Origin of the sequence: Streptomyces sp. NRRL S-337, from assembly GCF_000720175.1 — a bacterium.
Lineage (GTDB): Bacteria > Actinomycetota > Actinomycetes > Streptomycetales > Streptomycetaceae > Streptomyces > Streptomyces siderophoricus.
Genome location: NZ_JOIX01000003.1, coordinates 90,629 through 107,744 on the forward strand (window position 1 = coordinate 90,629; position 17,116 = coordinate 107,744).

16 protein-coding genes are annotated in these 17,116 nt (G+C 70.8%); 4 read left to right on the plus strand and 12 right to left on the minus strand.

Annotated features, from left to right (window positions below; genetic code table 11):
* Positions 1–26: 26 nt before the first annotated feature.
* Positions 27–584, plus strand: coding sequence for a hypothetical protein (locus IG62_RS0104520; protein ID WP_030797848.1), 558 nt, complete (start codon positions 27–29; stop codon positions 582–584).
* 19 nt (positions 585–603) lie between these two features.
* Positions 604–1,170: a hypothetical protein gene (locus tag IG62_RS0104525; protein ID WP_030797850.1), complete on the plus strand. Its 567-nt coding sequence runs from the start codon at positions 604–606 to the stop codon at positions 1,168–1,170.
* A gap of 44 nt (positions 1,171–1,214) precedes the next feature.
* Here IG62_RS0104525 and IG62_RS0104530 read toward each other — a convergent pair whose 3' ends face one another.
* On the minus strand, positions 1,215–1,808 hold the full coding sequence (locus tag IG62_RS0104530; RefSeq protein ID WP_030797851.1) for a TetR/AcrR family transcriptional regulator: 594 nt from the start codon (positions 1,806–1,808) through the stop codon (positions 1,215–1,217).
* 210 nt (positions 1,809–2,018) lie between these two features.
* Here IG62_RS0104530 and IG62_RS0104535 point away from each other — a divergent pair, with 210 nt between their 5' ends.
* Entirely contained in the window at positions 2,019–2,861 is an 843-nt protein-coding gene (locus IG62_RS0104535; RefSeq protein WP_030797853.1) for a class I SAM-dependent methyltransferase, read from the plus strand.
* Between the two features lie 34 nt (positions 2,862–2,895).
* On the opposite strand, the gene crcB (IG62_RS0104540) is transcribed toward IG62_RS0104535, so the two are convergent.
* The 9 genes from crcB (IG62_RS0104540) to IG62_RS0104585 all read right to left on the minus strand — a co-directional run bounded on the left by crcB (IG62_RS0104540) (position 2,896) and on the right by IG62_RS0104585 (position 12,039).
* Positions 2,896–3,270, minus strand: coding sequence for a fluoride efflux transporter CrcB (crcB, locus tag IG62_RS0104540; protein WP_030797855.1), 375 nt, complete (start codon positions 3,268–3,270; stop codon positions 2,896–2,898).
* Complete coding sequence (locus IG62_RS0104545; RefSeq protein WP_030797857.1) at positions 3,267–3,620, minus strand: DUF190 domain-containing protein; 354 nt, start codon at positions 3,618–3,620, stop codon at positions 3,267–3,269. The genes crcB (IG62_RS0104540) and IG62_RS0104545 overlap by 4 nt, the downstream gene beginning before the upstream one ends.
* Positions 3,617–4,081 carry a fluoride efflux transporter CrcB gene (gene crcB / locus IG62_RS0104550; protein ID WP_030797859.1) on the minus strand — a complete coding sequence of 155 codons (465 nt, stop codon included), beginning with the start codon at positions 4,079–4,081 and terminating at the stop codon, positions 3,617–3,619. The genes IG62_RS0104545 and crcB (IG62_RS0104550) overlap by 4 nt, the downstream gene beginning before the upstream one ends.
* 202 nt (positions 4,082–4,283) lie before the next feature.
* A complete protein-coding gene (locus IG62_RS0104555; RefSeq protein ID WP_051797586.1) occupies positions 4,284–4,943 on the minus strand; it encodes a class F sortase in 660 nt (219 codons plus the stop codon).
* Between the two features lie 174 nt (positions 4,944–5,117).
* Positions 5,118–5,597 carry a hypothetical protein gene (locus IG62_RS0104560; RefSeq protein ID WP_158794977.1) on the minus strand — a complete coding sequence of 160 codons (480 nt, stop codon included), beginning with the start codon at positions 5,595–5,597 and terminating at the stop codon, positions 5,118–5,120.
* A 286-nt stretch (positions 5,598–5,883) separates the two neighbouring features.
* The gene (locus tag IG62_RS0104565; RefSeq protein ID WP_030797867.1) at positions 5,884–6,561 is read right to left on the minus strand and encodes a DUF5825 family protein; all 678 of its coding nucleotides are present in this window, start codon (positions 6,559–6,561) and stop codon (positions 5,884–5,886) included.
* Between the two features lie 63 nt (positions 6,562–6,624).
* A complete protein-coding gene (locus tag IG62_RS0104570) occupies positions 6,625–8,556 on the minus strand; it encodes a RiPP maturation radical SAM C-methyltransferase (RefSeq protein WP_030797869.1) in 1,932 nt (643 codons plus the stop codon).
* Positions 8,557–8,803: 247 nt separating this feature from the next.
* A complete protein-coding gene (locus IG62_RS0104580; RefSeq protein ID WP_030797871.1) occupies positions 8,804–10,687 on the minus strand; it encodes an alpha/beta fold hydrolase in 1,884 nt (627 codons plus the stop codon).
* Positions 10,684–12,039 (minus strand): MFS transporter, encoded by a 1,356-nt coding sequence (locus IG62_RS0104585; protein WP_078871814.1) that lies wholly within the window; start codon positions 12,037–12,039, stop codon positions 10,684–10,686. The genes IG62_RS0104580 and IG62_RS0104585 overlap by 4 nt, the downstream gene beginning before the upstream one ends.
* A gap of 357 nt (positions 12,040–12,396) precedes the next feature.
* Between IG62_RS0104585 and rox the strand changes: the two genes are divergently transcribed.
* On the plus strand, positions 12,397–13,827 hold the full coding sequence (rox, locus tag IG62_RS0104590; protein WP_030797877.1) for a rifampin monooxygenase: 1,431 nt from the start codon (positions 12,397–12,399) through the stop codon (positions 13,825–13,827).
* A 110-nt stretch (positions 13,828–13,937) separates the two neighbouring features.
* Here the strand turns inward: rox and IG62_RS0104595 are convergent, their stop codons facing one another.
* Both IG62_RS0104595 and IG62_RS0104600 read right to left on the minus strand, forming a co-directional pair.
* Positions 13,938–15,899: a collagenase gene (locus IG62_RS0104595; protein ID WP_030797879.1), complete on the minus strand. Its 1,962-nt coding sequence runs from the start codon at positions 15,897–15,899 to the stop codon at positions 13,938–13,940.
* A gap of 185 nt (positions 15,900–16,084) precedes the next feature.
* Complete coding sequence (locus IG62_RS0104600; RefSeq protein ID WP_030797880.1) at positions 16,085–17,044, minus strand: LysR family transcriptional regulator; 960 nt, start codon at positions 17,042–17,044, stop codon at positions 16,085–16,087.
* Between the last annotated feature and the right edge of the window lie 72 nt (positions 17,045–17,116).

Below are 17,116 nucleotides of genomic sequence, written 5' to 3' on the forward strand. Positions count from 1 at the left end.
GGACGCTTTCAACGGAGGTGCGTTCGATGTCGACAGGGACCCTTCTTGCGATCATTATCCCCGTCGTGGTGGTCATTGCGCTCCTTGCGGTGGCGGCCTCGCTCGTGGTTCGGCGTCGCCGGCTCCGCGAGCGTTTCGGGCCCGAATATGAGCGGACCGTCGAGAGTGCCGACGGTCGCATGGCCGGTGAGCGTGAGCTCAGGGCCCGGGAGAGACGGCATGACTCGCTGGAGATAAAACCCCTGCAAAGCAGCACCCGCGAGCGCTACAGCCGTGAATGGACCGGCGTGCAGCAAGAATTCGTCGATCGGCCCGAGGACGCCGTGCACGACGCCGACCGCCTCGTGACCTCGTTGATGCATGAACGGGGTTATCCGACGGAGAACTTCGAGCAGCGCCTCAAGGACCTCTCGGTCGCACACGGCCGCACGTTGGAGCACTACCGGGCTGCTCATGAAGTCGAAACGCTCAGCGCCCAGCACCGGGCGACCACTGAGCAACTACGAGGAGCGATGGTGCATTACCGCGCCCTCTTCGAGGATTTGCTGTCCGACGGTGGCCAAGCGCGCCACGCCAGAGCCTGAGACCGTGAGGGAGGAGAAAATGGAACGCGATCAGGACACGAGGGCCAGGGGCCTGTCCACCGAAGACCTTGCCGCTCAGCCCCCTGCTTCCCCACCAGCGTCGGAGTCCATGCCCCCACCGGTGCCGGACGACACGACGGTACCGGCGAGCGACGTTCCCACCGCTCCCGGCGAGAGTGTCCCCATTCCGGGGGAGACCGCGGAAACGGAGGGGGCCGCGGAAACGGAGGGGGCCGCGGAAACGGAGGGGGCCGCGGAAACGGAGAGGACCGGGCGGGAAATGCCGGCTTCGGGCGCGCCACCCGACGACGAAGCGGCTCCGCAGCTTCTCGCCCCGGACGACGCGGAAAGTTTCCGTGACCGTTGGCAGGCAATTCAGACGACCTTCGTGGATGACCCGCGCGAGGCCGTACACGCCGCCGACGCGCTGGTGGCGGAGGTCATGCAGACGCTGGCCACGACGTTCGCCGAACACAAACAGACGCTGGAAGAGCAGTGGAAGCAGGGCGAGAAGGTCGATACCGAAGGTCTGCGGGTGGCCCTGCGCCAGTACCGCTCGTTCTTCCACCGCCTGCTCGCTGAATAAAGAGCTTCCTGGCCTCACGGGAGCTTCCTGGACTTCCGGGCGCCTCAGCTGCCGGCGCCGCCGATCAGTTGGGCCACCAGCCCCTCGACCTGTTCGCGGGGGTCCGGTGTGCCGGCCCAGCCGGTCATCAGGAGGTGGTGGACGGACCCGACGAGGGCGAGCGCGACCGCGTGGCTGTCGGTGTCGTTCGCGAGACGTCCGTGGTGCCGCTCGGCATCCAGGTACGCCGCGATCGCGTCCTGGATCGCCGCGAATCCCGGAGCGCCCGCCTCCAGCGCCTGACGGACCGCCGAAGAAACCGTGGGGCGGGTCATGGCGAGGCCGGCGACCGTCGGGTTCACGGACGTCAGCAGTGCGAGAGCGACCTTCCGGAGGTTCTCGGCCACGGTGGCGGTGCCCGCCTGGCCGGGGAGTTGTCCGGCCTGCCGTGCGATGCGCGCGAAGCGGTCCAGGACCAGCGCGGCGATGAACTCGTCCAGTCCGGAGAAATGCGCGTGCAGCAGTCCCTTGGCGCAGCCCGCCTCGGTGGTGATCGCCCTGCTGGTCAGGGCGGACGGGCCGGCGCCGGCCAGGACCCGTTCCGCGGCGTCGAACAGCCGGTCGCGAACGTCGGGGATCGCTACTCCACGGGGTGACATGAGCCTCTCCTGAGGGCGAGGGGAACACCGGACTGCCCGACGGGGTGTTGCCGGGAAGCGGAGTCCTGGAAGCGGGTGAGTGGAAGCGGACTGTGGGAAGGGGATTGCCGGTATGGGCAGTTGCCCATACTGTTTGGGCGGACGCCCATACTAATCCGACGGCAGCTCCGCGCCCAGTGCACGGTTCACGCCCGGCAGCAGGAGGTACGCATGTCACGCATCGTCAACACCGACCAGGCGGCGGCCTGGAACGGTTACGAGGGCACCTACTGGGCCGAGAACCAGGAGCGTTGGGACGCGGTGAACGGGGGCTTCAACGAGCCGCTGCTGACCGCCGCCGCGGTCGGCGAGGGTGACCGCGTCCTGGACGTCGGCTGCGGGGCCGGGCAGACGACGAGACTGGCCGCGCATCGGTCACGTAGTGGCCAGGTCCTGGGGCTCGACCTGTCGGGGCCGATGCTGGCGCGTGCCCGTGACACCGCCGAGCGCGAGGGGCTCGGCAACGTCAGCTTCGAAGCGGGCGACGCCCAGGCCCACGCCTTCACACCGGAGACGTTCGACGTCGTCATCAGCCGCTTCGGGGTGATGTTCTTCGCCGACCCGGTGGCCGCCTTCACCAACCTGGGGCGGGCCGTGCGGCTCGGCGGCCGGATGGCCTTCATCTGCAGTGCGGAGCCGGGAGACAACGAATGGCTCCAGGCGATCGCCGCACTGAGCGACCTCCTCCCCGTCGGGGACTTCGGAGCGCCGGGAGCTCCGGGCATGTTCTCCCTGGCGGACCCGGACCGCACCCGGGAAGTGCTGTCCGCCGCCGGGTGGCGGCACGTCACCGCGGAGCGCGTGCAGGCGGTGGGACTGTGGGGCCGCGACGCGGGCGATGCGGCCGCCTTTCTGCTGGACTCCGGTCCGGGGCGCCACCTGACCGGCCAAGTTCCCCCAGAGGTTCAGGGCCGCGCGCGGCAGAAGCTCACGGACATCCTGCGCGCCCACGAGGAGAACGGCGCGGTACGGCTCCGCAGCGGGGCCTGGTTGGTCACCGCCGCGCGGCCGTGATCCGACTCTTGAAGGCCGGGATGACCCGGATGCCCTAACCCCAGACGGCCTGGGCCAGCGCAGCGCCGGCGAAGGCGGCGCCGAGGCCCGCCACCAGGCTCGCCACGACGTTGGCCAAGGCGAAGAAGCGGGCGCCGTCCTCCGCCAGCCGCAGCGTCTCGTACGAGAACGTGGAGTACGTGGTCAGGGCGCCGCAGAAGCCGGTGCCGAGCAGCAACTGCAGATGGGAGGAGGCCGCCCCGGCAGCGGCCGCTCCCGTGACCAGGCCCAGGATCAGCGAACCGACGACGTTCACGGTGAACGTGCCCCAGGGGAACAGGGTGTCGTGCCGGGCCTGCACGGCACGGTCGGTGAGGTAGCGCAGCGGGGCCCCGACCACTGCTCCGGCTATCACGAGCAGCCAGTTCACCGTTTCCGTCCCTCCTTGGTGCGGCCCGTGTAACGGATGACCTCGCACTCGTCGAGGATGACCAGCCCCTCGTCGACGAGCTCGTCCAGTTGCGGGAGGAAGGCGCGGATCCGGTCCTCGGTGTCGACGATCACCACGGCCACCGGGAGGTCCTCGCTCAGCGACAGCAGGCGGGTGGTGTGGATCAGGGACGAAGCCCCGAAGCCTTCGATGCCGCGGAAGACGGACGCGCCGGCCAGGCCGGCCTGATGGGCGCGGTGGACGATCTCGGTGAAGAGCGGCTTGTGGTGCCAGGTGTCGTTCTCCCCGATGAAGACGGTGACGCGCAGGGCGGGGCCGGTGAGTCTCACTGCTGCCTCCACTCGACGATGCGGCGGGTCAAGGTGGCCGTGATCCAGACGGCGGCCAGCGCGGCGGCGAGGGTGAGCGCCAGGTACGCGAGCCCGGCGCCGGCCTTGCCCCGGGCCAGCAGGCGCTGGAGGTCCACGGCGTAGGTGGAGAACGTCGTGAAGCCGCCGAGGACACCGGTGCCGAAGAACGGGCGCACGAGCCTGTGGGCTGCCCACACGTCGGTGATCACGACCATGAAGATACCGATGATCGCGCAGCCGACGGCGTTGACGACCAGCGTCGTCCAGGGGAAACCGCCGGGTGCCGTGGGCCACAGGAGGGCGGCTCCGTAGCGCGCGGCCGCTCCCACGCCCCCGCCGATCGCCACGGCCGCCACGACCGGGCCCTGCCGCGCCGGGAGGCCCTTGCGGCGGACGGGCTCGCGGAGGTCGAGGTCAGGATCGACGGGTTCGTTCAGCATCGAGGGGCGGGGCTTCGGCACGTACGTCTCCTACTCGCCAGGCATGGGTGGCATTGCCCACATGCGGGTCGCAAGTAGGGACCGTTGGCGGCCTCGTCGCCGCGGTTGGGGACGGCGGGCCCCACCGCCGTAACGGTGCGCCCGAGGCCACCGTCGCAGGCCAGCTTACCTTCCGGCCCGTGCGGGGGCGGGCCTGGGCGGGTCAGGCGATGGCACTCATGCGGGCGAAGACGACGACGTTGCCGAGGTATTCGTGGTGGGCCCGGTCGTAACCGCCGCCGCAGGTGAGGACGCGGAGTTCGGGGTGTGCCGAGGCGCCGTAGACCTTTTCGTCGGGGAAGTGGGTGCCGCTGAAGACCTCCACGGCATACACCGTGAAGACCGCCGTGCGACCGTCCTTGCGGACCACGCGGATGGTGTCGCCCTTCTTCAACGCACCGAGCGAGTAGAAGACCGCGGGTCCGGTCTTGGTGTCCACGTGTCCGGTGATCAAGGCGGTTCCCGTGTCACCGGGTGTCACGCCGTCCTGGTACCAGCCGGCCAGATTGCGGTCGTCGGGGGGCGGGACGTCGAGATGACGGTCGTGGTCCAGTCCGAGCCTCATCAACGGTGCGTCCACGCCGGTGCGCGGGATCCGCACGCGCACCGGTTCCGATTCCGGAAGCGGCGCGGGGCCCGGGCGGCCCCCGGCTTCGGTGTCCGGTTGCCGGGTCAGGGTTTCGGCACGCGAGGGCTGGGGCGGTGGCGTGGAGTGATGGCTGTGCCATCCCCACACCAGGCAGGCGATGCCGGCGGCGGCCAGGAAGAGGGCCACGATGCGGGCGGTGCCACGGGGGAGGGACGCAGGCGCGATGCGTTTCACGAGGTGTCTTTCACGAGGTGTCTGTCACGAGACGTTTTTCACGAGACGTATTTCGAGGGATGACCGGCGCGGTGGGGTGGCTACGGGGCGGAGCCCTGCCCCCCGCTGCCCTGCCGGCGGCAGTTGCCACGGCCAGGCGGTGGGGGCAGAGCTCCTGTGACCGGAGAATCCGGGTCAGCCGAGCTCTTCGTCGTCCCGGCGGCGCAGCAGCCACACCCCGGCCGCACCCGCGACCAGCGCTGCGGACATGGTCAGGGCCAGGTCCGACGGACCCGACGCGGCACTCATGGCCCCGGAGCCGGCCTTCACCTTGCCGTGCGGCATGGCCTTGGGGCGGGGCTTGGCGGGCATGGACTTCTTGGGCATGGACTTCTTGGGCTTCCCGCAGGTCCGGTTCGCCATGGAGGACGCGTTGTCGGACTTCATCCTGAGCATGCCCAGGTGGTCGCGCTGCGACCGGTCCGGGTGTCCGCCCTGGTTGGTGAGGTCCCTGAGCTCCCTGTCGTAGGAGTCGTACATGGACTTGGCCGACTTGGCCGTGGCCATCGCGCCGGAGCACGAGCCCTTGGCCGTCTCGGCATGCACGGCCGGGCTGCTCAGGGCCAGCGCACCGCCGACGACCACGACACCGCAGAGAGCGGATATGGAACGCATGAGTTCCTCCAAGAGGGATGAGACTGCGGGAGGGCGTCTCCCACCTTCAGGACATGCGTTCTCCCTTCCGCCCGCCAGTTGGCCGAAGCGCGAACCGGGCCCGCGCCGAAGGCCCCGCCGGGGAGCCTGCGCGGCGGCGCGTACGGTGACCCGGACAGGGGATGAGCAGGGGATTTCCCGTGGCTGAGCGGAGCGGGGTGAGCCCGCGCCGGATCGTCCCTACCGGTGGGTTGCCGCCCGGCCACGTGTCACCCGCATGGCCCCGCGAGACCCGAGGGCGGGCCGGTCAGATCGCCATCGCCTCCTGGATCCAGCGGTTCACCCGGTACGGCAGCCACCACAGGAACGGGCCGGTGCGGCTGACCAGGCGTTCGGTCAGGAAGTCGGCGGCGATGGCTTCCGGCACCGCGGACGACGGCGCGCCGTAGGAAAGCCGCGCGATCGCCTCGCGGTAGGCGGGCTCGTCGGCGGTGAAGCGGCGCAGGTCGCCCCACCGGCGGTCGCGGATCTGGACGAAACCGGGGCCCTGCCGCCACAGGCACTTGCAGAGGTAGTGCTCGTCGCGCCATTGGGACAGTGCGGCGTCGGCATCGGCCGGCCCGGTCAGGGCCGTGGGCGGCTGGAGGTGGCTGAGGTCACGCCAGGCGTCGTCGCCGGAGCCGGCGGGCAGCCGCAGGCGCCAGTGGACGAGTACGGCGTGCGCCGTGAGGTCGCGGATCAGGCACAGCCGGCGGACGGCGTGCGCGGCGGCGTCCGGGGCTTCCACCGCCGTCAGGTCGATCTCGTCGGCGAACTGCACGCGGCGGGCGCCGAGTTCCCACAACTGGGCGGCCTGCGCGTCGGCGGGGCCGGTCAGGTCGAGCCGGCCCAGGCTCATTCCCGGCAGGGCGCAGGCCTGCTCGTCGTAGTCGCGCCAGGCGTGCAGCGTCAGTGGTCGGTCGGTGGGGGTGAGGACGGGGGGCATACGGTCTCCTGGGAAGCGCGAAGTGCTCGGCGGGGAGCGGAGGGTGGCGGCTCAGGCTCGGGCTCAGGCGCGGGCGATGGCGGGGGCCTTCGCGCCGGGCTCCGGCCGCGCGGTGGCCGCCCCGTGGCTGTGCCGCATGAAGTCGAGCCGGAGCAGGTCCTCGTTGACCGCGGCGGGCGCGAGGTGGACGTACTGGCCGCCGTCGGTGAAGACGAGTCCGAGCGTCACCCAGTGCTGGAGCAGGGCGTGCACGGCGGCGGCGTCGACGGTGTGCTCGGGCAGGCGCGCTGCGAGCTTGCGGGCCAGCGCGGCGGGTGCGTGCGGCTGGTCGAGGAGGCGGAAGGCCTCGGTCTCGACCGGGTGGGTGAGTTCCCGCGTGCCCCAGTCGAAGGCGTGCCGGCGGCTGACGAGGACGATCCGGTCACCGAGGTCGGCGTGGGTGAGCCTGCTGTCCACGTGGCGTTTCTTCCAGGCGCCCAGTGCCTCGTTGAGGGCGGTGACGGTGGGCTCGCCGATGCCGCGTTCCGGGGCCTCGAAGACGTAGGCGAGATCGAGGAGTTCGCTCTCCGGCAGGTCGTACGTGAAGCGGTAGTGCTCCTCGGGGCGCAGCCCGGTGAAGCCGAGTTCGGGCCGGTTGAAGTACGGGCTGAAGCGCTCGATGGCGATCCGCGCGGACAGGTCCACCGGCGGGTTGAGGTGTTCCAGGGCCGGGATCTGGGCGATGACCGGCTCGTAGTCGGCGGCGGTCTCGCCGGGGAAGCCGTGCAGGTAGTTCCAGGAGACGGAGAGTCCGGTCTCGGCCCCGTCGCGGAGCATGCGGACGTTCTGGCAGCCGTTGACGCCCTTGTCCATCAGGTCGAGCACCCGGCTGTTCAGGCTCTCGATGCCCGGCTGCACGTAGATCATGCCCGCGTCGGCGAGGGTGCGCAGCTGAGGGCGGCGCATATTGGCCTTGATCTCGATGTGCATGCGCAGGTCGTAGCCGCTGTCGATGATGCGCGGCAGGACGGTGCCGAGGTAGCCCATGTCGAGGATGTTGTCGACGACGTACATGTCGAGGACGCGGTGCCGGCGGGCCAGGTCCATGATCTCGGTGTAGAAGGTGTCCGGGCTCTTGCTGCGGAACTGCATGAACGAGCCGTTGAGGCCGCAGAAGGTGCAGTGGTGCTTCTCACCCCACCAGCAGCCGCGCGCCCCTTCGACGACGAGTTTGGGCTCCACCCAGTTACGGGCGACACAGGAGGCCAGGCGCTCGAAGTAGCCGCTGTAGTCGGGCGGCAGGATGTCCGCGGGCGGCAACGGGCTGGTACTCATCGGGTTGGCGGTGCTCGTGCCGTCGGCGCTCCGGTGGCACAGCCCGGGAACGGCCGCCGGGTCCGTGCCCTCGTCGAGCGCGGTCAGCAGCTGGGGGAAGGCGGCCTCGCCCTCGCCGCGGACCACGAAGTCGAGGAAGGGGAAGTTGCGGTGGGCGGCGGCGCCCTGCTCGGCGTCGCAGTTGGCACCGCCCATGACGGTCCGGATGTGCGGCGCGAGCCGTTTGACGTACTTGGCGGCGGCGAGCGCGGCGGTGTTCTGCTGGAAGGTGGAGGTGAAGCCGACGACATCGGGCCCGGCGGCCACGATCCGCTCGGCGATCTCCTGTACGAACTCCGGTACCACGCGGTGCAGTTCGTGCGACATGCGCAGCCGTTCGGCCTTCAGCTTGCCGCGCATCGCGGCGCTGAATTCCGCCGTGCGCCACTCGGGATCGTCGTAGAGCGCGGACGAGAACACCCAGTCGCCGCACCCCATGAAGTACGAGGAGAGCGCATAGAACTGGTAGTCGTCGCCGGTGAAGCCGGTGCGCCGGGTGATCCAGTCCGTGAACTCCAGGTTGGCGTGCAGGACGTCCGCCTGTCCCGTGGTGCGTTCGTCGACGCTGCGTCGGAGGATGCCGAGCGCCAGGGACGGCAGATCGATCGGGGACCAGGGCATGTTGACCAGCAGGACGCGCATGTCGGCTCCTCGTGGGCGGTGACGGGGACGTGAGGTGGCCGGCGGGTCGAGCGGGCCGGCGGGCGAGGTGGCCGGCCGGCCCGGTGGCGTACCACCGGGCCGGCCGGTGGGATCACTCCTCCTCGGTGTCTTCCGCGGTACGGAACGGGACGGTCACCGTGATGCCGATGCCCGGCTTGCGGTTTTCCTCGTCGCCCGCGAGCGGGTCGTTGTGGATGATGTCCTTCTGCATGGCTGACTCTCCTTGTCAGTGAACGGAGTTCGGGTCGTGCGATCCGGGAGCACCGGATGGGCCGGTGCTTCCGGATACCCCGCTCTCGGGGAAGCGGGGAGCTTGGTGGGCCGCCGGGACCGGGCGCAGGTGCCGGTCGAGGAAGGCCAGGGCGCGCCGCAGGACGGCCATGTGGTCGGCGCCGGTGTATCCGTCGTGTCCGGTCTCCAGCCACATCGACTCGTGCGCGATGCCGGCCGTCCGCAGTGCGGTGAGATAGCTGCGTACCTGGCCGGGCGGGCACTTGGCGTCGAGGCTGGCGGCCACCACCAGTAACGGGGCCCGGACGTCGGCGGCGTAGTGGAGCGGCGAACTGAGCCGGTAGCGGTCGGGAACGGTCTCGGGGGTGCCGCCGAACAGCCGCTCGTCCAGGGCGCGTAACGCGGGGGTGCCGGCCCGGTACGCCGCCGCGCAGTCGGCGACCGGTTTGACGGCGACGCCCGCCTGCCACAGGTCCGGCCGGGTGCCGAGCGCCAGCAGGGTCAGATAGCCGCCCCAGGAGCTGCCCCACAGACCGAGGGCGTCCTCGCGTGCCAGGCCGCGGCGCAGCAGGTCGGCACGTACCGCGACCAGGTCGGCGACCTGGGCGAGCCCGACGCCCTCGGCGTACGCGGTGTGCCAGCGGGGTCCGTAGCCGGTGGAACCGCGGTAGTTGACCCGGGCGACCGCGAAGCCGGAGGCGACCAGGGAGTGCACCTGCGGGTCGTAGGCGTCGCGGTCGTGGTCGGCGGGACCGCCGTGGACGAGGAAGACCAACGGGGGCGGCGGGCCGGGTGCCGGGTCCGGTTGGCTCAGCAGGGTGTGCACCGGGCCGTCCGGGCCGGGTGTCCACAGGTCGCGGTGCCGGCCGGGTACGGGCGCGGGCAGGCCGCCGAGCGCGGGCAGCCGGGTGCCGGCGGTGGAGCGCAGCTGCGGGGGAGTGGTGGTGTCGGTCCAGAGGTAGTGCACGTCATCGCCCGGGTGCGGGGCGGCGTCCAGCAGTGCGCCGGGTGGCGTGGGCACCGGGGTGAGGGTGCACCGGTCGAGGTCGGCGGTGGCGAGGGTGGAGCGGCCGTGCCGGTCCTGCCGGACGAGGACACGGCGTCCCGCGGGGTACCAGCGCGCCGTGATCTCGGTGTCGAAGCAGCACCAGTGGTGGCTCCGCAGTCCGGTGCCGGGACGCCAACTGGCAAGCAGATAGCCCTCGTTGACCTCCTGGACGAGCAGCAGTTCGCCGTCCGCCGCGGCCCCCGGGGCGAAACCGAGCGCCCACAGCCGCCCGCGCCTACCGGACAGCCGGGCGACCTCCGCAACCTCCCCACCGGAGCAGCCCACGAGGGTGACCGCACGGTCGGAACCGGCCGGTCCCGACACCGCCAGCAGCCGGCCCATCGGTGAGATGCCCGTGAGCAGCGCCGGCCCGTCGACGGTCAGCACCGGACGGCCCGGTCCGCCCGCAGGGCCGAGGTGCACGGTCGTCCGGCGGCCGTCGCCCAGGCCGATCGCCGCCGTCCCGGTGTCGCTGACGGCGAGGCCGTGCGGCAGTCCCGGCCGGAGACCGGCCAGGCCCGGGACGGCCGGCCCGCCGTCGAAGTCCTGGAAGTACCACCGCCCCCGGCCGCTCCGGTCCTCCGCGAACCACCACACCCGGGCCTCCGCGTCGACCGCGCAGTGCAGCGTCCCGTCGCGGCTGTCGGTGACCCGGCGGGTGGTGCCGGTACGGGCGTCCCAGGTGAAGATCTCGCACCGGCCGTCGGCGTCCGCGGCGAGCGCCATCCGCGCTGGGTCGCGCGGGCAGACCTCGGGGAGCGCCGGCCGGTAGACCTGGAATCCCGTCCCGGGGGCCTGGAGCGGGCGGGCGTGTGCCGCGGACGCGTTCATGCCCGCTCCTTCGGGGTGGCGGGGAGTTCCTGCGGGGCGAGACGCGACGCCTTCGCGTCTCGACGGGACGCCGGGGCACGGTGTGCGTACAGCGCGAGTGCGGCCAGCACCACGGCGCAGCCGGTGGAGGTGGCGACGGCCCCGGCCTGTTCGGTGACCAGCCCGGCGACCGCCGGCGCCACGGCCGCTGCCGCACCCGACGCGGTGGCGAGCACGGTTCCGGTACGGGCCTGCAGATCGGGCGGGACAACGTGGAGGACGCGGGCCTGGAGCGCCACGGTGGCGAGCGGGGTCAGCGCACACAGCAGACCGAAGAGGAGGCCGAACTGCCAGGCGTCGCGGGCCACCGCCAGGGCCGCGGCGGGCGGCACCAGCAGCCAGGACACCGCCCCCAGCACCTGCGTCGCGGAGCGCCGGGCGGCCAGGCGGGGCGCGGCGAGCGCACCGGCAAGACCGGCCGCGCCGGCCAGCGCGAGGACCACACCCAGGGGAGCCGCGCCCCGGCCGTGGTCCTGCAGAGCGAAGACCGCTGTGTAATACAGCGCGGCGAGCACGGCGTTGACGGTCGCGATCCATATCAGTGCCAGCCGGAGAAAGGGCTCCCGGCGCACCACACCGATTCCCGCCCCGGCTTCGGCGGCCGGCGCCCACCAGGGCCGGGACGGTCCGCCGGCCGCCGGGCGTCCGGTGTGCCGCGGCGACAGCCCGGCCCGCATGGCCGCGATGCAGGCCGCGGCAACGACGTACGACACCGCGTCCACGAGGAACGGCAGCCAGCGACCGGCGTGGAAGAGCAGTCCGCCCAGTGCGGGCCCCAGGACCAGGGCGGCCCGTTCGCCCGCCTGTAATCGCGACAGGACGCGGTGGTGGTCGGCGGGGGCGCACACCAGGGCGACGGTGCCCAGCGATGCCGTCTCGTAGCAGGCGGTCGCCGCCCGTTCGACGAGCACGAGGGCGAGGAGCACGGCCAGCGGGGCCGAACCGGACCATGCCGCCGCGGTGACGACGGTCATCGATGCAGCAGACACGACCGCGGAGCCCACCATGACACGCTTGCGCGCCCCGCGATCGGCGGGAACGGCGGCGAGCGGGCCGAGCAGCAGGGTCGCTGCCGCCGAGAGGCCCGCGACGGCGCCGACCTCGGCGGGCGAGTGGCCCAGGCTCAGCAGCAGCAATGGCAGGACGAGTCCGGATGCCTGGCTGCCCAGCGCGTCGGAGGTGCCGGCCCACCAGAAGAGCCGGATGTCGCGACGGGCATACGGCGCACCGCCGGTGAGGGTGCCCGGCCCAGAGCCTTGAGGTAAGTCGTACGGGGAGTCGCCTGTTGAGGGCCCCGCTGGTCTTCGTTCCATGCGAAGCCACCCCGCATCTGTGTGCCGATCGTGAAGATCGGCACACGTTTAGGTCAACTTGCGAAGGAAATGTGCTCGAAGCGTGCCGGAGCTTAGCCATACCGTGACGCAGGCCACAAGGCCCCGAAGGGGGAGTCTTGGCAGTGCCGATCCGCCGCGCCGCGAGGAGGTGGTCCGTCCGTGGCGGACCACAAGGGAAGGGCGCGAAAACAGCGGCGCAAACAAAAAAGGCAACGAGCGCAACCGCTCCTTGCCACTCCCAACATATAGCGCACGGGGGGCCTTGCGGCAAGGCCCCCGGCATCCCGCACAATCATCGCCTCAAAGCCATGACCTGCGGAAACAGACGGGGATTTCATGATCGACGTGATCGTTGCCGGCGCCGGACCGACCGGCTTGATGCTGGCCGCCGAATTGCGGCTGCACGGTGTGCAGGTGGTCGTGCTGGAGAAGGAGGCGGAGCCGACCGGCTTCGTCCGTGCGCTCGGCATGCACGCGCGCACCATCGAAGTGATGGATCAGCGGGGTCTGCTGGACCGGTTCCTCGAACACGGTCAGAAGCACGAGGTCGGCGGCTTCTTCGCCGGCATCGGCACCTCCTGGCCCGCCCACCTCGACACCACGCATGCGTACGTCCTCGGCATCCCGCAGACCACCACTGACCGCCTGCTGGAAGAGCGGGCCGCGGAGCTCGGCGCCGAGCTCCGGCGCGGCTGCGAACTGGTCGGGCTGAGCCAGGACGAGGACGGGGTGACGGTCGACCTGGCCGACCGGACGCAGCTGCGCGCCCGCTACCTCGTCGGCTGTGACGGCGGCCGCAGTACGGTGCGCAGGCTGCTCGGCGTCGACTTCCCCGGCGAGCCCACCAGGACCGAGACGCTGATCGGCGAGATGGAGGTGGGCGTGCCACCGGAGACGGTGGCCGCCGTGGTGGCCGAGGTCCGCAAGACCCAGAAGCGGTTCGGCCTCATGCCCTTCGGGGAGGGGGTGTACCGCGTGGTCGTGCCCGCCGAGGGGGTGACCGAGGACCGCACGGTCCCGCCGACCCTGGAGGAGTTCCAAAAGCAACTGCGGACGGTGGCCGGCACCGACTTCGGCGTGCACTCACCGAGCCGGCTCTCCCGCTTCGGCGACGCCACCCGGCTGGCCGCGCGCTACCGGGTCGGCCGGGTGCTGCTGGCCGGCGACGCGGCGCACATCCATCCGCCGACCGGTGGGCAGGGGCTCAACCTCGGCGTCCAGGACGCGTTCAACCTCGGTTGGAAACTGGCCGCCGAGGTGGGCGGTTGGGCACCGGAGGGGCTGCTGGACAGCTACCACACCGAACGGCACCCGGTGGCCGCCGAGGTCCTGGACAACACCCGTGCGCAGATTCAGCTGATGTCCACCGAGCCGGGGCCGCAGGCGGTGCGCCGGCTGCTGTCGCAACTGATCGAGTTCGAGAACGTGAACCAGTACCTGATCGAGAAGATCATCGCGATCGGGGTCCGCTACGACTTCGGCGACGGTCACGAACTGCTCGGCCGGCGGCTGCGGGATGTGAAGCTGGAGCAGGGGCGTCTCTACGAGCTGATGCACGGCGGCCGCGGACTGCTGCTCGACCGGACCGGCAAGCTTTCGGTGGCGGGCTGGGCGGACCGGGTCGACCATGTCGTCGGCACCAGCGAGGAACTGGACGTGCCCGCGGTGCTGTTGCGGCCGGACGGCCATGTGGCGTGGGTCGGTGACGACCAGGAGGAGCTGGTCGGACACCTGCCCAAGTGGTTCGGCACTGCGTCGGTTGAGTGAGCGGTAGCGGCCGGAAGGGCGGACCGTGAGCGGCCCCTCCCGGCCGACTCCGTCGGGGTCGGCCGGGAGGGGCGCCGGCATGAGCCGCGCGGCGGGAGGTGCCGCGTCGATCAGAGGTGCTTCGGCTTGGCGGCGCAGCCGCCGGAGGCGCAAGCGGTGAGCCAGGAGTCGAAGTCGGCGTCGTAGCGGTTGCCGATGGTGTCGTGGTAGACGGCGTAGCCGCCCGTGTAGTCACCGGTGCGGAAGTGGCCCAGCATGGTGGCGACGTCGTCGGGGTGCTTCTCCATCATGTAGCGCACCGCGAGGTAGCCCCAGGGGTAGGTCCGGGTCACGTCGCTGTTGTCGTAGGTGCTCTCGAAGAGTGTGCTCAGCTTGTAGGTGTGCTTCCCGGCCTCACTGACCGCCTCGGTGTCGGTGATCTTGCGGTAGCCGTACGAGACGTACTCGGCGAAGCCCTCGATCCACCAGATGTCCGGAACCGCCGTCTGCTGGCCGAAGTCGCCCTTCATGTCGTCGCGGGCGTCTATGTAGTGCGTGTACTCGTGGTTGAGGTTCCAGATCCGGGCCGGGAAACCGTTGTCGTCGCTCCTCTGGTACATGATGGACATGGGCTTGTTGTCCGGCTTGGTCGGGTCCCCGATCATGGTGATGCCGCCGTTGTTGGTGTCGACGCCGAAGATGGCCCCGGCGTAGGTTTGATAGTCGCCGCGACTGCCGAACACCACGAGCTGAACGGTCGATTCGTACTGGTCGGGGATCGGGCCGTTGTTCTTCACCAGGTCGTGGACGTACGCGTCCTGGCTCAGGACACTGGCGCAGGTGGCCTGGAGCTCCTCGGAGGTCAGTGCCTGCGTCTTGATGGTGTGGGTGGCATCGCACTCGTGGGTGACCGGCAGCGCCGCCTTGGTCAGCTGATCGGACAGCTCACAGACACCAAAGTACGAGCAGTTGTCCTTGTCGTAGGAGTCTGCCTGGGAGGCGACGGTGACCCACAGGGGCGCCGTCTTGCCGGTGATCTTCGAGGCGCCCAGCAGGCCCTTCATGAGCGGCCGGACCTTGTCCCTGAGGGCCTGGTGCTCGACGTACCGCGCGACATTCATCCCGGCATTGGAGTCGAGGTAGGAATTGGCGGTGCCCAGCAGGTCCAGGTGGCCGAGCGCGAACTTGTTGAGGGTGTCGATGATGCTCGGATCGGCCGTGACCGCCTTGACGTATTCGGGGTTCCAGTTGCCGCGCCACAGTGGGGTGTAGACGTTGTTGACGGCTGCCAGCATGCTGGGGATCTTGTCGTAGGAGCTGTTGTAGCCGCTGAGCACCCGCTTGTAGGTGTCCAGATACCGGCCTTGCTCGTTGGCGCTGTCGCTGAGGATGATGACCTCGCTCAGGACGTCCCCGTTTTTCGACGTCACGTCCCTGGAGCGGGAGTTGGCGAAGAACGCGTCCAGGCCGCCCTCGCTGGCCGCTGCCAGGTTCGGACCGTAGTCGCCGACGTCGTCCGGATGGTTGGACTGCACGTAGTAGCCGGCGCGCAGGAACATCACGAGCTGCAACACGTTGGCCGAGTTGTCACCGGGATAGGACGTCGCCCCGCCCTTGAAGGCGTTGGCCACGGTGACCATCTGGTCCTCGCGGAAGACCTTGCGGGCGTCTTCGCCGGTGATGCTGAACAGCGTGTTGACGCACTCCGTGGTCGAGGCCTGGACGAACGTGACCAGTTCCGACCCGGTGCGGCTGCCGAAGTCGCCCGGGCTGCAGGAGGCCTTGGCGCCCGGCTTCCGGGCGTGGTGACGTCCCGCGTCGGTCGAAGAAATGGGGGGCTTCTTCGCGCTGAGCGGGCGGAGTTGGGGGACGCGGAGGGGGTGGCGCTGTAGCGCGGGCCGTTCGTTCGTGCCGACGGTCGGACCGGTCGGCGGTACGGGGTTGGGGGTGGCGCTCCGGGACGCGGACACGGCCTGGTCCGGGGCGGCCGACGGGCGCGGTGCCGCCAGTGCCGGTGCGGTCAGGAGGCCGGCCACGGTGGCGCAGGTGGCCAGGGCGGTCACGTATCTGGGCAGGGGGAAGCGGTAGCGCATCCATGCTCCTTCGTGGGGGGTCAGATGCGCCTCGAACAGGGCTGAGGCGCGGCTCGCACCTTCTCAGCGGCGCACCGGCCGCGACAATACGGTGTGACATAGCACATGGCACACCCTTGCCATAACCTTCGGACTCAGGGACCCCAGGAACCCCAGCGGCTCATGTGAGTTGGGGCGCCCTCCGGCTACGGTCTGGTCGTCACGTTCCAGGTGCGCGAGGCCCAGGAACGGAAGTGCGGTGACTGGGCGATGAGCGCGCGGTACGCCGCGGCCGCGGAGGTGAAGAGGGTGTCCGCGACCTCGTCGGCGGGGCTCCCGCGCCGCCAGGCCAGCACGTAACGGCACCACAGGGGCGTGCCGGCCAGCGGTTTGACGAGGACGCCGGGGATCGGCCGGAACGTCGCCTGCACGATGGACGTCCCCAGTCCTTCGGCGATCATGTTCTGCAACTGCTGCTGGTCACCGAGGAATTCATGCACCGTCGCCGGTGTGAAGCCGGCCGCGTCGCAGGCCGCGTAGAAGACTCCCGGCCAGCCCGCACCGTCGTCCGGGGTGAGGAACCACGGGTCGTCGGCCAGGTCGGCGAGTGAAACTTCCTGGCAGTGCCGGAGCCGGTGCCCGGACGGCAGGGCGACGAAGCTCGGCTCGGTGACGATCCCGCGGTGCGCCACGGCGGCGGAGTGCCGCAGTTCGCGTCCGGGGTAGTCCGCGGCGATCGCGGCGTCCACCTCGCCGCGCTCCAGGAGTTCGACGATCTCCGAGGACGGATACACGCTGCTCACCGTGAGCGCGAGATCGGACAGCCGGCTGCGCAGCCGGACGAGCATCCCGGCGAGGACCGGCGAGTTGGTCGCCGCGAGGCGGAGCGGCCGGCCGGCGCGGGTGCCCGCGGCCGGCAGGCGCCCGATCGCGGCCGCACGGGCCAGGACGTCACGGGCCTGCGCCAGGACCTCCGTACCGTACCGCGTCAGCTCGACGCCCGAGGGGTGCCGCTCGAACAACGGGTGGCCGAAGTACCGCTCTATCCGCCGGAGTTGGGTGCTCATCGCGGGCTGCGAATACCCCAGTTCCGAGGCCGCCCGGCCCACGCTCCCGGCATCGGCGATCGCGCACAGCACCCTCAGGTGCCGAAGCTCCAACTCCATGCCCGAACTCCTCCCGTCCGTGTGGAAGCCACCTCATCGCGCTCCGGGCGCCGGCGCCAGAGCCGAGAGAGA